The following is an 18040-nucleotide window of genomic DNA, read 5'->3' as shown; positions in this document are numbered from 1 at the left end:
CTTCATGATCAACGCGCCGGTTAGCGGGGGGCGGGGAGGGTGGTGGACCAGAGGGAGTGGCCGTTGCGGTTGCGGAGGTGGACGGTCAGGTCCGCCGAGTGGGCGTTGATGGTGACCTCGCCGAAGTGCTGGAAGCCGTCGGCCGGCGAGGTGTTGGCCGCGGGCGGGGCGTTGACGAAGACCGCCTTGGGGCCGAACGTCCCGTCCAGCGCGTTCGGGCCGAACGCACCGGCGTGCGCCGGCCCGGAGACGAACTCCCAGAACGGGGTGAAGTCGCGCACCGCCGCCCGCGCCGGGTCGTAGTGGTGCGCCGCCGTGTAGTGGACGTCCGCGGTCACGAAGACGATCCCGCGTACGCCGCCGCGGTGCGCCGCCCGGAGCACCTCGGCGAACTCCAGTTCACGCCCGGCGGGCAGCCCGTTGTCGCCCTGCGCCACCCCTTCCTGAGCGGTCGACCCGTCCGGTACGACCAGCCCGATCGGCAGGTCGTTGGCGATCACCTTCCAGGTCGCCCGGGACTGCTTCAGCTCCCGGATCAGCCACTCCCGCTGGGCCCGCCCGAGCAGCCCCCGGTTCGGATCGGCGTACGTGTTGCCGTCGTTGGCGTCCTTGTACGTCCGCATGTCGAGTACGAACACGTCGAGCAGCGGCCCGTACGACAGCTTCCGGTAGAGCCGCCCGTCGCCCGGGGTCGGCAGCCACTCGTGGAACGCCTGCCGGGCCCGCCCGGCGAGTACGTCGACCCGCTTCTCGGTGTACCGGTCGTCGGCGAGGATCTCCCCCGGGTACCAGTTGTTGGTCACCTCGTGGTCGTCCCACTGGTTGATCTGCGGCACCTCGGCGGCGAACGCCCGCAGGTGTTCGTCGAGCAGGTTGTACGCGAACTGCCCCCGGTACTCGGCCAGGGTCTCGGCGACCTTGCTCTTCTCCGGGGTGACCAGGTTGCGCCAGATCCGCCCGTCGGGCAGCGCCACCGTCTCGGCCAGCGGTCCGTCGGAGTAGACGGTGTCCCCGCTACACAGGAAGAAGTCCGGCCGGACCGCCCGCATCGACTCGAAGATCTTCATGCCGCCGAAGTCGGACGCGATGCCCCAGCCCTGACCGACGATGTCACCGGTCCAGACGAACCGCAGGTCCGCCCGGCGCCCCGACCCCGGGGCGGTACGCAGCGACCCGACCAGGGGCTCGCTGAGCAGGCCGGGTCGATCCAGGCTCTCCACCCGTACCCGGTAGTGCAGCCGCTCGCCGCCGGGCAGGTCACGCAGGCGTACCTTGCCGGTGAAGTCGCCGGACGGGGCCAGCAGCGGCCCGCGGATCCGGCGGGCCCCGCGAAAGTCGGGCCGGCGGCTGACCTCGACGTGCAGTCGACCGGCCCGGTCCGCCCGGGTCCAGACCACCGCGGAGTCGGCGGTGGCGTCGCCGCTCTGCACGCCGTGGGTGAGCACCGGTCGCCCGCTGGGCCGCCAGGCCGGGGCGGCGGGTCCGCCGGCGGACGCACCGGCCGCGCCGAGCAGCGCTCCGCCGGCGAGTCCGGCGCCGCTGACCAGTCCGGCGCGCAACAGGGTACGTCGATCGAGTGAGGTCATTCGATTCCTCCACGGTCGGTGGGGCGTTGACCAGGGTTGTCTATCGACCGGAGGTGGCTCCTCCACGCGGTGGAGGTGACCGATGTCCGAACTGGATGCGAACGACCGGATGACCCGGATCACACCCCGGTCCCGTCACGTCCCCACCGACCCGCCCGTCCACGAGACGCAACCAAAAGCGGTGCCGTACGGCGGTCAAGGGGCCGGCGACGGCGGGTCGAGGAGGTGCGGAGTGCAGCAGCGGATGGATATCGGGCGGGTGGCGCCGGAGGCGTACCGGGCGGTGGCCGGGCTGGAGGGCTATGTCCAGAAGAACGTCGACCACACCGTGTTGGAGCTGGTCAAGCTCAGGGCGTCGATGATCAACGGGTGTGCGTTCTGCGTCGACATGCACAGTCGGGACGCGCTGGCGGCGGGCGAGTCGAGTCGGCGGCTGTTCGCGGTCTCCGCCTGGCGGGAGTCATCCCTCTTCGACGAGCGGGAGCGTGCCGCCCTGGCCCTCACCGACGAGGTGACCAGGTTGGGCGAGCACGGTGTCTCGGACGAGGTCTGGGACGGGGCGGCCAAGGTGTGGTCGGAGAAGGAACTCGCCGACCTGGTGGTCGCGATCGCCACCATCAACGTGTGGAACCGGGTCGCGGTGACCGTCCACGCCCAGACACCGACCGAGGTCTGAACAAGGCCCGACCGAGGGCTGAACAGGCCCGACCCGAGGCCTGACCGGAGCGCGGCCGGGTCGGCCGGATGGTCCCCTCGCACCACTCATCACCATCCAGCTCGACCCGGCCGGCCGTTCCCGGCGGTCGCCACCCGCCCCTGGCCGTGGCCACCTCCCCCGGCCTGTCGCCACCCTGCCCGCTGTCGCCACCCGCCCCGGCCTGTCGCCACCCTGCCCCGCTGTCGCCACCCTGCCCGTCGCCAGCCGCCCCGCTGTCGCTACCCGGCGAGCACCCGGTCGAGGCGCCGGGCCTCGGTCACCAGCCGACCGCTGCCGCCGCGCGCGGCGATCCCCGCCAGGGCGGCCCGCAGCGCCCCGGGTTCGGCCTGGTGCGCCTCGCCGCCCACACTCCCGGTCCCACTCGTGCCGCCGCTCGCGCCCGTGCCGCCGCTCGCGCCCGTCGCGTTGCTCCCGCTCGTGACACCGCTCGTGCTCGCGGTGGGGGTGGCGGTCGCGGTCTGGGCGCCGAGGGCGAGCAGGTCCGGTCCGCCGCGGGGAGTGGCGGCCAGCACCGCCGGCAGGGCCGCCTCGATCGCGGCCCACACATCCGCCCGAGCACCGGCCCGAGCGGCCTCGGCCAGGCCCGCCACCACCCGGGTCAGCTTGATCGTGCCGTCGGCCGCGAGCGCGCCGAGTTCCCGGCCAAGCGCCGCCCCGTCGAGGTCCCCGACGGCGGCCAGGGCGAGGAAGGCGTCGACCCCGGCGACCCGGTCCGCCTCGTGCCGCGCCGCCAGCGTGTACGCCAACGCCAGCGCCACCGCCGGGCCGACCGGGCCGGCGGACTCGGCGAGCAGCGGCAACAGTTCGGCTCCCCGCTGGTCGCAGTCGGCCAGCCCGGCGAAGGCGGGCAGCGCCCAGGCCGCGATCACCTCGCGATGGTTGGGCAGCACCCCCGGCCAGAGCTGGTACTCCGGGTCACTCTGCTTGATCTCCGGCCGGTCGGCCGGATCGAGTTCGAACATCTCCTGGGCGAACGGCCCGTAGTCCACCGCCCCGGGCCGCAGCCCGACCACCACCCGACGCTCGGGCAGATGGCTCAACTCCCAGTGGTCGAAGCGCCGCAGCGGCGGTCGCCGCTGGTCCACCCTGACCGATCCCGGCTGCGGTGCCCCGCCGTCGGTGAGCCACCGGGACAGCCGCACACCGGCCGGCGTGCGCAGCCCGGCGGCCCGGCTCAGCGCGTCGCCGTCGATCTCGCGGGGCAGCCGCAGCAGGGCCTGCTCCAGGTCGAACCGCCACGGCTGCCAACCCGCCCGCTCGGCTTCCGCGAGCCGTTGCACCAACACCGTCGCGTCGAGCTGACCGTTGGCCCGGGTCGGTGTCGACACCAGCATCGGGATCGGCCTGTGCCGGGTGTAGACCGCCGTCTCGGCGATCCGGAGGGCGAGGGCGTGCTGCGGCCCCGGCCCGTACCCGGTGACCGGCAGGTCGGCCGGAGGACCGCCGAGCGCCGCCCGGACCATGCCGACCCCGCGTTCCCAGCCGGAGAGCCTGTTCCCGGGGCGTACGGCGGCTCGGATCACCTCACCGAGCAGTTGCCGCAGCCGGGGGCTGCCCCACCAGGTCTGCCCCGGCCGGAACTGCACCTCGTACCGGTCGAGGATCGGCACGAGCGCGTCACGCAGCAGCACCGGATCGTCGGCGTGGCAGGCGACGATTCCGGCGAGCACCCGCTCCCAGCCGACCATCGAACCCTCGTCGTGCAGCAGCGCACCGATCTCCTCGGCCAGTTCGGCGACCCCCGTCACCGGCGGCGGCATGGGTGCCACCGACGGCATCGGAACCAGCACCCACCCGGCCGGTACGTCGACGGCCACCGCCGCCACCGGCTCCCCGAGTACGGCGGCAGCCCGCCCCGGCAGGTCGCCCGCCAGTACGCCGGCCAGCTCGGCGAGCCGGGCGCGTACCGGCGGCTCGGTCCGGGCGACGTGCCGGAGCACGATGGTCAACGCCCGCTCCTGCACGTCGAGGGCGTCGTGTCCGAAGGCGACCGCGACCGTCTCCAGCACCTCGCCGACCCGGTCCGGGTTACGTTTGGCGACCCGGTCCAGCCAACTCAACTGTGCCTTGACCAGCATCTTTTCCGGGCGGGCGAGGAGTTGACGGCTGCCCTGCAACAGGGTGTCGAGTTCCAACCGGCCGTTGTTGTCCAGCCGGCGCAGGGCCCGTTGGGCGAGCGTGGCGACGGTGGAGTGGGCGTCGGGCAGCAGCCGGACGTAGCGGACGACCCGTGCGGTCAGCTCTGCCTCGGTCGGTCCCAGTTCGTCGTGCAGGACCACGAAGGCGCGCAGGGCGGACACCCTGTCCCCGCGCAGGAACCGTCCCAGTACGCCGTCGAGCAGCACCGTCCGGTCGACGCGTCCCTCGGCGGCGAGCGCCACCAGCACGTGCGGCACCGCCGGCCGGTGGTCCCAGCGTCGCTCCTCCTGGTGCCAACTGCTGCGGGCCAGTTCGACGCCGAGCCCGTCCACCTCGAACATCCGGGGCAGCAGGGCGTCGAGGTACGGGTCGACCCGCAGCCGTTCGAGCAGCGGCCTGCGCTCGTCCTTCGGCTGCCACGCCTGGAGGTGTGCGAACCATCCCCGGACGAACGCGTCGTCGGTGGGCGGGGCGACGCCGGCCTCGGTGAGCAGTCCGGCAACCAGCCTCCACTGTCCGTCCCGCCCCTCACGGGGGAGTTTGGCGGCGAGCCGTCGGGCGAGGTCCCCCAGCCACTGCAGGTCCCGGGCGCGGGACATGTTGATCAGTTCGCCGAGCGGGATGTCGCCCCACCGGTCGCGCACGTCCCGACGGGTGAGCAGGGCCGAGGTCCGGGCGGCCGACGGCAGGCAACCGAGGGCGGCGACCGCCACCGCGGCGGCCCGGTCGCGGTTGCTCCACCAGCGCTCGGGGGGCAGACCCTTGACGTACGCCTCCAGTTCCGGGCCGAACGTCCGGCGCTGCTCCTCGGTCCCGTCGCGGAGCAACCTGCCGACCACCTCGACCTTGCCCAGGTCGATCGCCTGCCGCAGGTCGGGCCAGTTCAGCTCCGGCTCCCGGTGGATGACACTCACGCCCACACCTCGGCCGGTTCGGTGGCGGCGGTGGTGACCAGCCGAACCGCGAGCGCGTGTTTGCACGGCCCCCGGCCGCCCCGGTACTTCGCCCACCAGGGACAGGTGCAGGACGACGCCGCCCCGGTCCACCGGACCCGGTACGTCTCCTCCCCGCTGCGTACGGTCGCCAGGTCGCCGTCGACGGTCACGCAACCCGCGTCGACCAGGGCCCGAGCGCCGACCAGCCGGGGGTTCATCCGCTCGGCGGCGGCCCCGTCGTACGGCAGCACCCGGTGGAAGTAGCCCGCCTCCGCCACGTCGTAGCCCACCCGTCCGGCGGTGCCGAGTTGGGTGAGCGCGGCGCGTACCCGGTCGACGGGGAGGCCGGCGGCGCCGGCCAGCGCACCGACGTCGATCGTCGGGTCCCAGGAGAGCAGCGCGCTGACCAGGTCGGCGTCATCGCAGACCTCGTCTCCGGCGAGCGCGGCGAGGACCGCCCCCTCACCGGAGAAGCCGCGGTGCGGTTCGGGTGACAGGGTCAGCGACAGTCGCAGTGCCGGTGTGCTCAGCTCCCAGGTGCTGGCGACCGGCCCGCTGCCCGTCCGGACCGCCGGCCCGTAGACCCGCAGCCCGGTGGCGAACCGCAGGAACGGCCGCAGCGCCACCAGTCGACCGGCTCCGGGCAGGCAGACCGCGCCCGGCACCGCGCGGGAGGTCAGCCGCAGGGTCCGCCCGGCCGGCACCACCCAGAGCACCGAACGGTCCGATCCGCTGGGCAGGCGGCGCAGGAACGCGGTCGCCTCGGCGCCGCTGACCTCGACCCGCGGCTCGAACGGGGCGGTGATGACCTGCGCCTCGGCGAAGCCGCGCAGCCACCGGGTGGGCAGCGGCACCTTCCGTTCGACGAGTGGCCCGTCGTCGATGGTGGTGACGGTGAGGTCGTCCGGCCCGACGGCGACGTGCATCGGGTCGTTGTCGCCGATGCCGGCCAGCGCCTGGCGCAGCGGTGGGTTGACGTCGACGTTGGTGGTGCCGTGGGTGGTGATCTGACCGTCGAGCCCGGCCGGCAGCACGTCGAGCCGGGCGTAGACCCCGCAGCAGCCGGAGAACGACTCGAACCGCAGCCGGTCCAGCCCACCGGTGACGACCGGGTCGAGGCTGGCGGGGCTGACCGGCTGGTAGTAACGGGCCCTGGCCACCTCGGCGACCGCGAGCAGGCCCACCGCGGCCGGCTCGGGGGTGGTCAGGAAGCCGTGGAAAAACCTCGGGTGGGCCGAGGGCCCACCCGAGGTCTGGAGGGTCAGTTGCCGGTCGTCGGGGGTGAGACCGGAGGGGCGCAGATATGAGTACGTCGCCAGCGTGGCCATGCCGGAGAAACTAGCCGCCCGGTACGACAACCGAACGCGTCCGCCACCCCTTTTGTCCGCCTCGACGACACCGACCCGAAGGTCAGCCCAGTACGGGGAACCAGAGCCCGATTTCGCGCTTGGCGCTGTCGACGGAATCGGAGGCGTGCACCAGGTTCTCCCGGTTGGACAGGGAGAGGTCGCCACGGATCGTGCCGGCCACCGCCTTGCGGCCGTCGGTGGCACCGACCAGCCCGCGTACCACCTCGATCACCTGGTCGCCGGAGAGCACCAGCGCGACCAGCGGACCGCCGGTCATGAAGTCCTTCAGCGGCGGGTAGAACGGCTTCTCGACGTGCTCGGCGTAGTGCTGGTCGGCGAACTCGCCGTCGATCGTGCGCAGCTCCAGCGCGTCGATAGCGAGGCCCTTGCGCTCGAACCGCGAGATGATCTCGCCGACCAGGCCGCGGCGAACCGCGTCGGGCTTGATCAGAACGAGAGTGCGCTCGTCCTGGCTGCTGGTGGACACGCTGTTTTCCTCCTGAGCGGGACCGGGTACGGCTGGACCAAGGTCAGCCTAGCGAGCCGGCCGGTGGCTCCCGACGCCGGCCACGTCTCACGGCCCCGCTCTTTCCAATCCTGGCGGATCGGGCCTAGCCTGGCCTTAACCAGGGAGGTCCACTGTGGCAGACGGTGTTCGTCGATCGGTCGCGCCCGTGCGCAAGCTCGTCGCCGGAGTGCTGGGCACCTTCGCCACCTTTGTCATCCTCTTCGGCTGCGGCATGCCCAGTTGGGCGATCGTCGCCCTCGGGGTGGCCCTGCTGGTGCTCGCCGTCGGGCTCGGCCTGGTGACCACCGTACGCAGTGGTGCCCGCGCCTGGGTCTCCGGCATCGCGCACGTACACAGCGTGTCGGAGCCGCCCGCTTCGTCGGTGTTCGGCCGGTGCGAGTTGCAGATCGTGCTGGACGCGCCGGGCCTGCCGCCCCGGTCGATCCGGGTCCGGGATCCGAGGGTGCCGGTGACCAAGTGGCCGGCTCCGGGTACCGCCCTACCGATCATGGTCGCGATCGACGACCCCCGGCACGTACGGATCCTCTGGGACGAGGTGCCCACCCACGCGGAGGCCGCCGAGCGGATGGACCTGCCGCCGGAGTTCGACGAGAACCTCGACCCGCTCGGCGACGACGTGCTGATCGAGGAGGACGTCCCGCCGTGGGTACGCCGAGGGGCCGGCGACGGCTACCGGACGCCCTCGCCGGGCGGTGGCCCGGTCATCGCGGACCTCGACGACGATCTGCGTGACCTGCGGGAGGAACCGGTGGTGGTGCACCACACGCCGGGCGGGACCATCGTGCTGGAGGGTCACCTGGTCGAGCCGCCGGCCGCGGTACCGCTGCCGCGCCGGGCGAAGCCGACCCCCGGCCCGACCCGGCGCACCGGCGGTGCCGGTGGCGGTGACCCGTACCCGGACGCGCCGCCGTACCACGAGCCCACCGACCGGTTGGACACCGACTTCCGCGACCGCGACCGCTACCCCGACGACCGGATCGAGGACCGCGTCGACGACCGAGTCCAGGACCGGTTCGAGGACCGCGTGGACGAACCGACCGACGACCGGATCGAAGACCGCGTGGACGACCGGATCGAGGACCGGGTCGACGAGCGCTACTACGACGACAACCGCGCCGACGAGCGTTACGACGACGTCGACGCTGACGACGACAACCGCGGCGACGATCACCGGCCCCATCCGTACCCGGCCGCGTCCGGGCCGGTGGTGGCCGCCTCCGGACCGGTACGCCCAGCGGACGACATCGACCTCGACCTGGACTTCGACGACCCGGTGGCGCCCCAGGACCGTTCACCGGATGCCGAAGCGTCCGACGATCGACCCGAGCCCGCCGATGACGCCGACCTGCTCGCCGGGCTGGTCACCACACCACCGAGCGCCGAGGTCGGCGGCGGGGGCCCGATCCACGGGGTCGGCATCACCCTGCTCGTCACCGACCTCGACCGGTCGGTGACCTTCTACCGGGACATGCTCGGCTTCTTCGAGATCGACGGCGGCGACGGCAACGCCGTACTCGCCTCGGGCGCGACCCGGATCGTGCTGCGGGCCATCCCGGACGTCGCACCGATCAACCGCCGCCTGGTCCACCTGAACCTCGAGGTCGGTGACGTCGAGGCGGTGTACGAGGACCTTCGGGCCAAGGGGGTGCGGTTCACCTACGCGCCGAGGGCGGTCAACCGGGGCGCGAAGCTGGAGCTGTGGGCGGCGGCGTTCCGCGACCCGGACGGGCACGGCATCGCACTGACCCAGTGGCGCGGTCGCACGGCGGCCTGACCGGTCCGGCGCCGGGTCCGATCAACCCAGGATCGTCCGGCGTACGTGCAACACGTACGCCCAGACCAGGGCGAAGATGAGCCCGAGCACGCCCAGCGACCAGTGCAGGAAGCTCGACAGCAACAGCAGTCCCTGCAGGACGGTTGCCGCGTGCCAGGCCCACGACCGGGCCAGCATGCCGCTGAGCAGCACCGCGACCACCGCCAGCGCGACGATGGTCCAGATCGCGGTGCCGCTCAGGTCACCGCCGACGAGTCGGATCGGCTGGATGGCCAGCAGCAGCACCAGCATCTCGATGACCAGGGTGCCGGCGCCGAGGCCGCGTACCGCCCGGACCGGGTTACGCAGCCCCGACCGCCGCTCCCCCGTCCCTGCGGCCGCCTCCGGCTCGACCCCTCCCGGTTGGACCTCTGCCGGTTCGACCCTTCCCGGTTGGACCTCTGCCGGTTCGACCGCTGCCGGTTCGACCGCTGCCGGTTCGACCGCTGCCGGTTCGACCGTCGCCGTCCCGGCCAGTTCCGGTTCGCCCGCTTCCCGTTCCGGTGTCATCGTTCCTCCGGGTTCATCGCTTCAGTAGCCGCCGCGCGTCGGCCACGGTGACCACGGATCCGGTGACGAGTACCCCGACACCGCTCAGCTCGGCCTCGGGGTTCGATTCGGCGAGTTCCACGGCCAGTTCGATCGCGTCGGGCATGTCCTCCGCCGTCGCGACCCGTTCCGGACCGAAGATCTCCTCGGCCAGCTCCGCCAGTTGCTCGACCGGCATCGCCCGGGGTGACGTGTTGCGGGTGACCACGACCGTGTCGACCACCGGTTCGAGGAGTTCCAGCAGCCCGGACGCGTCCTTGTCGGCGAGTACGCCGAGCACCGCGACCAGCCGGCTGAACGCGAACTCCTCCTGGAGCGTGTTGACGGTGGCGGCCATCCCGTGCGGGTTGTGCGCACCGTCGAGCAGGATCGTCGGGGCGGACCGGACCCGTTCCAGCCGGCCGGGCGAGCTGGCCTCGGCGAAGCCCTCGCGGACCGCGTCGATGTCGAGCTGCCGGTCGGCACCGGCGCCGAGGAACGCCTCCACGGCGGCGAGCGCGACGGCGGCGTTCTGCGCCTGGTGCGCACCGTGCAACGGGATGAAGATCTCGTCGTAGACGCCGCCGAGCCCCTGGATGGTCAGCACCTGGCCGCCCACCGCCACGTCCCGCCGTACCACGCCGAACTCGCTGCCCTCGCGGGCGATGGTGGCACCGACCTCGGCGACCCGCTCCAGCAGGGGCCGGGCGGCCTCCTCCGTCTGGTTCGCCGTGATCACCGTGGCGCCCTTGTGGATGATGCCGGACTTGGCCAGCGCGATGTCCTCGATCGTGTCGCCGAGCCACTCGGTGTGGTCGAGCCCGATCGGGGTGATCACGGCTACGCCGGCGCCGAGGACGTTGGTGGAGTCGTCCGCCCCGCCGAGGCCGACCTCGACCACGGCCACGTCCACCGGCGCGTCGGCGAAGATCGCGAACGCCAGCGCGGTGGTCATGTCGAAGTACGTCAGCGGCTCGCTGGCCTTCACGTCGACCAGTCGGGCCAGCGGCAGCACCTCCCGGTACGCGGCCACGAACCGTGACTCGCTGACCGGCTCCCCGTCCAGGCTGATCCGCTCCCGTACGGTCTCCAGGTGCGGGCTGGTGTAGCGGCCGGTGTGCAGCCCGAACGCCCGCAACAACCCGTCGATCATGCGCGCGGTGGAGGTCTTGCCGTTCGTGCCGGTCAGATGGATCGACGGGTACGCCCGCTGCGGGCTGCCGAGCAGGTCGAGCAGTTGCTCGATCCGGCCCAGGTCAAACACCATCCGGGTGAAGCCGCGCGCCTCCAGTTCGGCGTCGACCTGGTTGAACTCGTTACGGTCGCTCACGCGAGTGCCTCCAGCGCGGCGGCGATCCGGGCCAGGTCGGCCTCGGCGACGGCCAGCCGATCCTTGATCTTGTTGACCACCGGTTCCGGTGCCTTGTCCACGAAGGCCGGGTTGCCGAGCTTCGCCCGGGCCTGGGCGGCTTCCTTCTCCGCCGCCGCCCGGTCCTTCTCCAGCCGGGCCCGTTCGGCCGCCAGGTCGATCGAGCCGCGGGTGTCCAGGGCCACGTTCACCCCACCGGCGACGGCCAGGGTCGCGCTGGCCGAGAAGTCCGGTCCACCGTCCTCCAGCCGCACCAGTGAACGGATCAGGGGCTCGTGCCCGACGATGCCGGCCTCGGCCAGCCCGTCGAGCCGGGCGGCGACCCGCTGGGCCGGGCGCAGCCCCTGGTCGGAACGGAACCGGCGGATCTCGGTCACCACCCGCTGGAGCATGACCAGCTCGGCCTCGGCCGCGTCGTCGACCAGCGTCGGCTCGGTCACCGGCCAGTCGGCGGTCTGGATCGTCTCCCGACCGGTCAGCGCGATCCACAGTTCGTCGGTGACGAACGGCGCGATCGGGTGCAACAGGCGCAACACCTGGTCGAGTACGTGCCCCAGCACCCGACGGGTGACCGCGGCCGGCTCACCCCCGGCGGCCAGCACCGGCTTCGCCAGCTCGACGTACCAGTCGCAGACGTCGTCCCAGGCGAAGTGGTAGAGGGTGTCACAGATCTTGGCGAACTCGTACGCCTCGAACTGCTCGTCGACCTCGGCGACCACGTGCTGCAACCGGGACAGGATCCACCGGTCGACCGGGGAGAGTTGGCCCGGCTCCGGCAGCGGTCCTTCGACGTTCGCCCCGTTGATCAGAGCGAACCGGGTCGCGTTCCAGAGCTTGTTGCAGAAGTTGCGGGACCCCTGGCACCAGTCCTCGCTGACCGGGACGTCCGCACCCGGGTTGGCCCCCCGGGCCAGGGTGAACCGGGTCGCGTCGGCGCCGAACCGCTCGATCCAGTCCAGCGGGTCGATCACGTTGCCGAAGGACTTCGACATCTTCTTGCCGTACTGGTCACGGACCATGCCGTGCAGCGCGATGACCTCGAACGGCGGCTTGCCGTCCATCACGTACAGGCCGAACATCATCATCCGGGCGACCCAGAAGAAGAGGATGTCGTAGCCGGTGACCAGGACGCTGGTCGGGTAGAACTTCTCCAGGTCGGCGGTCCGCTCCGGCCAGCCGAGGGTGGAGAACGGCCACTGACCGCTGGAGAACCAGGTGTCGAGTACGTCCTCGTCCTGCCGCCAGCCCGGCCCGGTCGGCGGTTGCTCGTCCGGCCCGACGCAGACGACCTCGCCGTCCGGGCCGTACCAGACCGGGATCCGGTGCCCCCACCAGAGCTGGCGGGAGATGCACCAGTCGTGCATGTTGTCGACCCAGGCGAAGTAGCGCTTGGACAGCTCGGCCGGCTCGATCCGGACCCGCCCGTCCCGGACCGCGTCACCGGCTGCCTGCGCCAGCGGGGTCGTGTTGACGAACCACTGCAGGGAGAGCCGGGGCTCCACCGTCGTACGGCACCGCGAACAGTGCCCCACCGCGTGCACGTACGGCCGCTTCTCCGCCACGATCCGACCGTCCTCGCGCAGCGCGGCGACGATCGCCGGCCGGGCCTCGAACCGGTCCAGACCCTCGAATGGCCCGGCGGCGGTGATCACACCGCGCTCGTCCATGATCGTGAGCGAGGGCAGTTGGTGCCGCTGGCCGATCTCGAAGTCGTTGGGGTCGTGCGCCGGGGTCACCTTCACCATGCCGGTGCCGAACGTCGGGTCGACGTGCTCGTCGCCGACAATCGGGATCATCCGGCCGGTGAGCGGCACCTCGACCTCGGTCCCGATCAGGTGCCGGTACCGCTCGTCCTCCGGATGTACGGCAACCGCGGTGTCACCGAGCATCGTCTCGGCCCGGGTGGTGGCGACCACCACGTCGTCGCTGTACCGGATCGAGACGAGTTCGCCGTCGTCGTCGGTGTGCTCGACCTCGATGTCCGACAGGGCGGTGAGGCAGCGCGGGCACCAGTTGATGATGCGCTCGGCGCGGTAGATCAGGCCGTCGTCGTACAGCCGCTTGAACATCGTCTGTACGGCCCGCGAGAGACCCTCGTCCATGGTGAAACGCTCGCGTTCCCAGTCGACCGAGTCGCCGAGCCGGCGCATCTGGCCGAGGATCGTTCCGCCGGATTCGGCCTTCCACTGCCAGACCCGTTCGACGAACTTCTCCCGACCCAGGTCGTGCCGGGACAGGCCCTGAGCGGCGAGCTGCCGCTCGACCACGTTCTGGGTGGCGATGCCGGCGTGGTCCATGCCGGGCAGCCAGAGCGCTTCGAAGCCCTGCATCCGCTTGCGCCGGATGAGGGCGTCCTGCACCGTGTGGTCCAGGGCGTGGCCCATGTGCAGGGAGCCGGTCACGTTCGGCGGCGGGATGACGATGGTGAACGGCGGCTTGTCGCTGTCGGCCGACGCCCGGAAGTGGCCGGCGGCTACCCACTGCTCGTACCGTCGCTGTTCTACCTCGCCCGGCTGGTACTGCGCGGGCAGGGACGGGACGGCCGTGCGTTGGGTATCCAGTGTCTCGGTCACCCTGAAAGTCTACGGAGGCCCCGACCGGGACCGACGTGGACCACCTCCGCTTGGGCTACGGTGTCGGTCATGTCCGACGCGAACCTCTCCGATCGCCCTTCGGCCACCGATCCGGTGCCGGTAGACGTCACCCCGGAGCCGTACGACATCACTCCCGGTTTCGGTTTCGATGACGACCCGGAGGAGGAGCGGTCGGGCCCGCCGTCCCGCCGTCGGCTGATCGCACTCGGGGCCGCACTGCTTGTCGGGGTGGCCGGCGCGGCGGTGCTGGGCACCCTGGGTTGGCGGGTCGCGCAGGAGAAGGACGCCACCCTGGCCACTCCCGACCAGGTTGCCGGCCTCACCCTGGACGGCAGCGACCGGGCGAGGACCACCGCGGACTATCTGCGTAACGGGTTCCTCGCCGACATCGAGGTCGACCAGAGCATCGCAGCCGTGTACGCCGACCCGGCCCGACCCGAGCGGTCGGTCCTGCTCTTCGGCGGTACGACGTTGATGTGGCAGCCGGAACAGGATCTGGACCGCCTGTTCAAGCTCGTGGCGGACGACTCCGGTCGGATCGACGAGCTGCGCGGACTGCCGGCCGGTGAACTCGGCGGGGTGCTCAAGTGCGGCACCAGCCACCAGGGCGACGCTTTGACCGTCTGCGGTTGGGCGGACCACGGCAGCGTCGCGTTGGCGATGTTCCCCGGCCGTACGGCCGACGAGGCGGCACCGCTGATGTTGCAGATCCGCTCCGAGGTACAGACCAGAGACTGACCTGAAGGTCGTCGGGTGCGGTGTCCTTCCCCGTGCCCGGCGCCGATCAATCAGGCCCGGAATGCAATCAGGCCCGGAATGCAAGTTAGGGCCACCCCGAAGGGTGGCCCTAACTAGAAAGAAGTCCGGCGGCGTCCTACTCTCCCACACCCTCCCGAGTGCAGTACCATCGGCGCTGGAGGGCTTAGCTTCCGGGTTCGGAATGTAACCGGGCGTTTCCCCACCGCTATAACCGCCGTAACACTATCGACTTAACAAACAACCCAAAGGGTCTTGTTCGTTTGTCGGGAATCACACAGTGGACGCGTAGCACCTTAGTAATCAAGTCCTCGGCCTATTAGTACCGGTCAACTCAACCCGTTACCGAGCTTACATCTCCGGCCTATCAACCCAGTAGTCTAGCTGGGGGCCTTACCCCACAAAGTGGGTGGGATACCTCATCTTGAAGCAGGCTTCCCGCTTAGATGCTTTCAGCGGTTATCCCTTCCGAACGTAGCCAACCAGCCGTGCCCCTGGCGGGACAACTGGCACACCAGAGGTTCGTCCGTCCCGGTCCTCTCGTACTAGGGACAGCCCTTCTCAAGTATCCTACGCGCACGGCGGATAGGGACCGAACTGTCTCACGACGTTCTAAACCCAGCTCGCGTACCGCTTTAATGGGCGAACAGCCCAACCCTTGGGACCTGCTACAGCCCCAGGATGCGACGAGCCGACATCGAGGTGCCAAACCATCCCGTCGATATGGACTCTTGGGGAAGATCAGCCTGTTATCCCCGGGGTACCTTTTATCCGTTGAGCGACACCGCTTCCACTCGCAAGTGCCGGATCACTAGTCCCGACTTTCGTCCCTGCTCGACCTGTCAGTCTCACAGTCAAGCTCCCTTGTGTACTTGCACTCAACACCTGATTGCCAACCAGGCTGAGGGAACCTTTGGGCGCCTCCGTTACATTTTAGGAGGCAACCGCCCCAGTTAAACTACCCACCAGACACTGTCCCTGAACCGGATCACGGTCCGAAGTTAGATACCCAAATCAACCAGAGTGGTATTTCAAGATTGCCTCCACCCATACTGGCGTATGGACTTCACCGGCTCCCACCTATCCTACACAAGCTAATTCGGATACCAATGTCAAGCTATAGTAAAGGTCCCGGGGTCTTTCCGTCCTGCCGCGCGTAACGAGCATCTTTACTCGTAATGCAATTTCGCCGGGCCTGTGGTTGAGACAGTGGGGAAGTCGTTACGCCATTCGTGCAGGTCGGAACTTACCCGACAAGGAATTTCGCTACCTTAGGATGGTTATAGTTACCACCGCCGTTTACTGGCGCTTAAGTTCTCAGCTTCGCCCCGAAAGACTAACCGGTCCCCTTAACGTTCCAGCACCGGGCAGGCGTCAGTCCATATACATCGAATTACTTCTTCGCATGGACCTGTGTTTTTAGTAAACAGTCGCTTCCCCCTGCTCTCTGCGGCCATACAACGCTCCACCCGCAAGGGGCTTCACGTCTCCGGCCCCCCTTCTCCCTAAGTTACGGGGGCAATTTGCCGAGTTCCTTAACCACAGTTCGCCCGATCGCCTCGGTATTCTCTACCTGACCACCTGTGTCGGTTTGGGGTACGGGCCGCTAAGAACTCGCTAGAGGCTTTTCTCGGCAGCATAGGATCACTGACTTCACCTGAATCGGCTCGGCATCACGTCTCAGCCTTAATGCGTCGCGGATTTGCCTACGACACGGCCTACACGCTTACCCCGGCACAACCACCGGCCGGGCTCAGCTACCTTCCTGCGTCACCCCATCGCTTGACTACTACCCACCAGGTTCCTCAAATCACCAAAACCAACCCGAAAGCCGGCCTCAGATCAAGGAGTTAGCACAATGAGGTTCACCACGGACGCTCTTTCGCGGGTACGGGAATATCAACCCGTTGTCCATCGACTACGCCTCTCGGCCTCGCCTTAGGTCCCGACTCACCCAGGGCGGATTAGCCTGGCCCTGGAACCCTTGGTCATCCGGCGGAAGGGTTTCTCACCCTTCTTTCGCTACTCATGCCTGCATTCTCACTCGTGCCGCGTCCACAACTGGATCACTCCGCTGCTTCACCCGCGGCACGACGCTCCCCTACCCATCCACACACCTGCACGCGCTCTCGAAAGAACACGCGAAGTAAAATATGAATGCCACAGCTTCGGCGGTGTACTTGAGCCCCGCTACATTGTCGGCGCGGAACCACTTGACCAGTGAGCTATTACGCACTCTTTAAAGGGTGGCTGCTTCTAAGCCAACCTCCTGGTTGTCTATGCGACCCCACATCCTTTTCCACTTAGCACACGCTTAGGGGCCTTAGCTGGTGATCTGGGCTGTTTCCCTCTCGACTACGAAGCTTATCCCCCGCAGTCTCACTGCCGCGCTCTCACTTACCGGCATTCGGAGTTTGGCTGATTTCGGTAAGCTTGTGGGCCCCCTAGACCATCCAGTGCTCTACCTCCGGCAAGAAACACGCGACGCTGCACCTAAATGCATTTCGGGGAGAACCAGCTATCACGGAGTTTGATTGGCCTTTCACCCCTAACCACAGGTCATCCCCCAACTTTTCAACGTTGGTGGGTTCGGCCCTCCACGCGGTCTTACCCACGCTTCAGCCTGCCCATGGCTAGATCACTCCGCTTCGGGTCTAGGACACGCGACTGAACGCCCTATTCAGACTCGCTTTCGCTACGGCTACCCCACACGGGTTAACCTCGCCACATGCCACTAACTCGCAGGCTCATTCTTCAAAAGGCACGCCGTCACCCCTAAAGGCTCCGACGGATTGTAGGCGAACGGTTTCAGGTACTATTTCACTCCCCTCCCGGGGTACTTTTCACCATTCCCTCACGGTACTAGTCCGCTATCGGTCACCAGGAAGTATTTAGGCTTACCAGGTGGTCCTGGCAGATTCACGGCAGATTACAGGGGTCCGCCGCTACTCGGGAACATCCACAGAAGACCAGCCACTTTCACCTACCGGACTCTCACCGTCTACGGTTGGCTTTCCCACACCATTCGGCTAGCAACTGGTTTTATCACTTCTCGACCCAATGTCAGTTGAATCAGCAGAGTCCCACAACCCCAACCACGCAACCCCTGACAGGTATCACACGCAGCCGGTTTAGCCCAAATCCGCTTTCGCTCGCCACTACTCACGGAATCACTATTGTTTTCTCTTCCTACGGGTACTGAGATGTTTCACTTCCCCGCGTTCCCTCCATACACCCTATGTGTTCAGGTGCAGGTGACAGCACATGACTGCTGCCGGGTTCCCCCATTCGGACACCCTGGGATCACAGCTAGGTTGACAGCTCCCCCAGGCCTATCGCGGCCTCCCACGTCCTTCATCGGCTCCTGGTGCCAAGGCATCCACCGTTCGCCCTTGACAACTTGACCACAAAGATGCTCGCGTCCACTGTGCAATTCTCAACAAACGACCAACCCACAACCCACAACCACCACACCAAACCCCACCACCAGAAAACCTGGCTCCGGGAATCCGTTTGCGATGACAGGCCATGCCTGGCAACCCGAAACAACAAACACACCGTGTTTGTTCCTTCAGGACCCAACAGGATGCTTATCATTCACCACCAGCCGCACCACCAACCACATTCCCACCACAACCCCTCTCAGGGTCACAGCTGTACTAGCGATCGGACGGCCGTTGCCGACAGTGAACTCACCAGTGTCTCCGCCATCTGAGCACCCCAC

The 18040-nt window shown here is 68.8% G+C and carries 10 protein-coding genes and 2 rRNA genes; 3 read left to right on the top strand and 9 right to left on the bottom strand.

What is annotated here, in order from left to right; genetic code table 11:
- Positions 1 to 20: 20 nt before the first annotated feature.
- Positions 21 to 1586: an alkaline phosphatase D family protein gene (locus OIE47_RS20910; RefSeq protein ID WP_326556226.1), complete on the bottom strand. Its 1566-nt coding sequence runs from the start codon at positions 1584 to 1586 to the stop codon at positions 21 to 23.
- An 82-nt stretch (positions 1587 to 1668) separates the two neighbouring features.
- On the opposite strand from OIE47_RS20910, the gene OIE47_RS20905 reads away from it, so the two are divergent.
- A complete protein-coding gene (locus tag OIE47_RS20905) occupies positions 1669 to 2262 on the top strand; it encodes a carboxymuconolactone decarboxylase family protein (protein WP_326556225.1) in 594 nt (197 codons plus the stop codon).
- 260 nt (positions 2263 to 2522) lie between these two features.
- Here the strand turns inward: OIE47_RS20905 and OIE47_RS20900 are convergent, their stop codons facing one another.
- The 3 genes from OIE47_RS20900 to ndk all read right to left on the bottom strand — a co-directional run bounded on the left by OIE47_RS20900 (position 2523) and on the right by ndk (position 7214).
- On the bottom strand, positions 2523 to 5357 hold the full coding sequence (locus OIE47_RS20900) for a DUF7824 domain-containing protein (protein ID WP_326556224.1): 2835 nt from the start codon (positions 5355 to 5357) through the stop codon (positions 2523 to 2525).
- Positions 5354 to 6706: an SWIM zinc finger family protein gene (locus OIE47_RS20895; protein ID WP_326556223.1), complete on the bottom strand. Its 1353-nt coding sequence runs from the start codon at positions 6704 to 6706 to the stop codon at positions 5354 to 5356. Before OIE47_RS20895 ends, OIE47_RS20900 begins: the two co-directional genes overlap by 4 nt.
- A gap of 82 nt (positions 6707 to 6788) precedes the next feature.
- Complete coding sequence (gene ndk / locus OIE47_RS20890; protein ID WP_326556222.1) at positions 6789 to 7214, bottom strand: nucleoside-diphosphate kinase; 426 nt, start codon at positions 7212 to 7214, stop codon at positions 6789 to 6791.
- Between the two features lie 154 nt (positions 7215 to 7368).
- Between ndk and OIE47_RS20885 the strand changes: the two genes are divergently transcribed.
- Positions 7369 to 9030 carry a VOC family protein gene (locus OIE47_RS20885; RefSeq protein WP_326556221.1) on the top strand — a complete coding sequence of 554 codons (1662 nt, stop codon included), beginning with the start codon at positions 7369 to 7371 and terminating at the stop codon, positions 9028 to 9030.
- Between the two features lie 21 nt (positions 9031 to 9051).
- On the opposite strand, the gene OIE47_RS20880 is transcribed toward OIE47_RS20885, so the two are convergent.
- The 3 genes from OIE47_RS20880 to OIE47_RS20870 are packed head-to-tail and all read right to left on the bottom strand — an operon-like array spanning position 9052 to position 13539.
- Entirely contained in the window at positions 9052 to 9579 is a 528-nt protein-coding gene (locus tag OIE47_RS20880) for a DUF4233 domain-containing protein (protein ID WP_326556220.1), read from the bottom strand.
- A gap of 13 nt (positions 9580 to 9592) precedes the next feature.
- Positions 9593 to 10864: a bifunctional folylpolyglutamate synthase/dihydrofolate synthase gene (locus OIE47_RS20875; protein WP_442792180.1), complete on the bottom strand. Its 1272-nt coding sequence runs from the start codon at positions 10862 to 10864 to the stop codon at positions 9593 to 9595.
- A gap of 59 nt (positions 10865 to 10923) precedes the next feature.
- Positions 10924 to 13539, bottom strand: coding sequence for a valine--tRNA ligase (locus OIE47_RS20870; RefSeq protein WP_326556218.1), 2616 nt, complete (start codon positions 13537 to 13539; stop codon positions 10924 to 10926).
- Between the two features lie 69 nt (positions 13540 to 13608).
- Between OIE47_RS20870 and OIE47_RS20865 the strand changes: the two genes are divergently transcribed.
- Complete coding sequence (locus OIE47_RS20865; protein ID WP_326556217.1) at positions 13609 to 14298, top strand: hypothetical protein; 690 nt, start codon at positions 13609 to 13611, stop codon at positions 14296 to 14298.
- 123 nt (positions 14299 to 14421) lie between these two features.
- On the opposite strand, the gene rrf is transcribed toward OIE47_RS20865, so the two are convergent.
- Together rrf and OIE47_RS20855 are read right to left on the bottom strand one after the other, a co-directional pair.
- Positions 14422 to 14538, bottom strand: a 5S ribosomal RNA gene (gene rrf, locus OIE47_RS20860).
- Positions 14539 to 14615: 77 nt separating this feature from the next.
- Positions 14616 to 17722 (bottom strand): 23S ribosomal RNA (locus OIE47_RS20855).
- Between the last annotated feature and the right edge of the window lie 318 nt (positions 17723 to 18040).

This window comes from Micromonospora sp. NBC_01796 (assembly GCF_035917455.1).
Classification (GTDB): domain Bacteria; phylum Actinomycetota; class Actinomycetes; order Mycobacteriales; family Micromonosporaceae; genus Micromonospora_G.
This window is presented reverse-complemented; position numbering and strand designations above follow the sequence as displayed.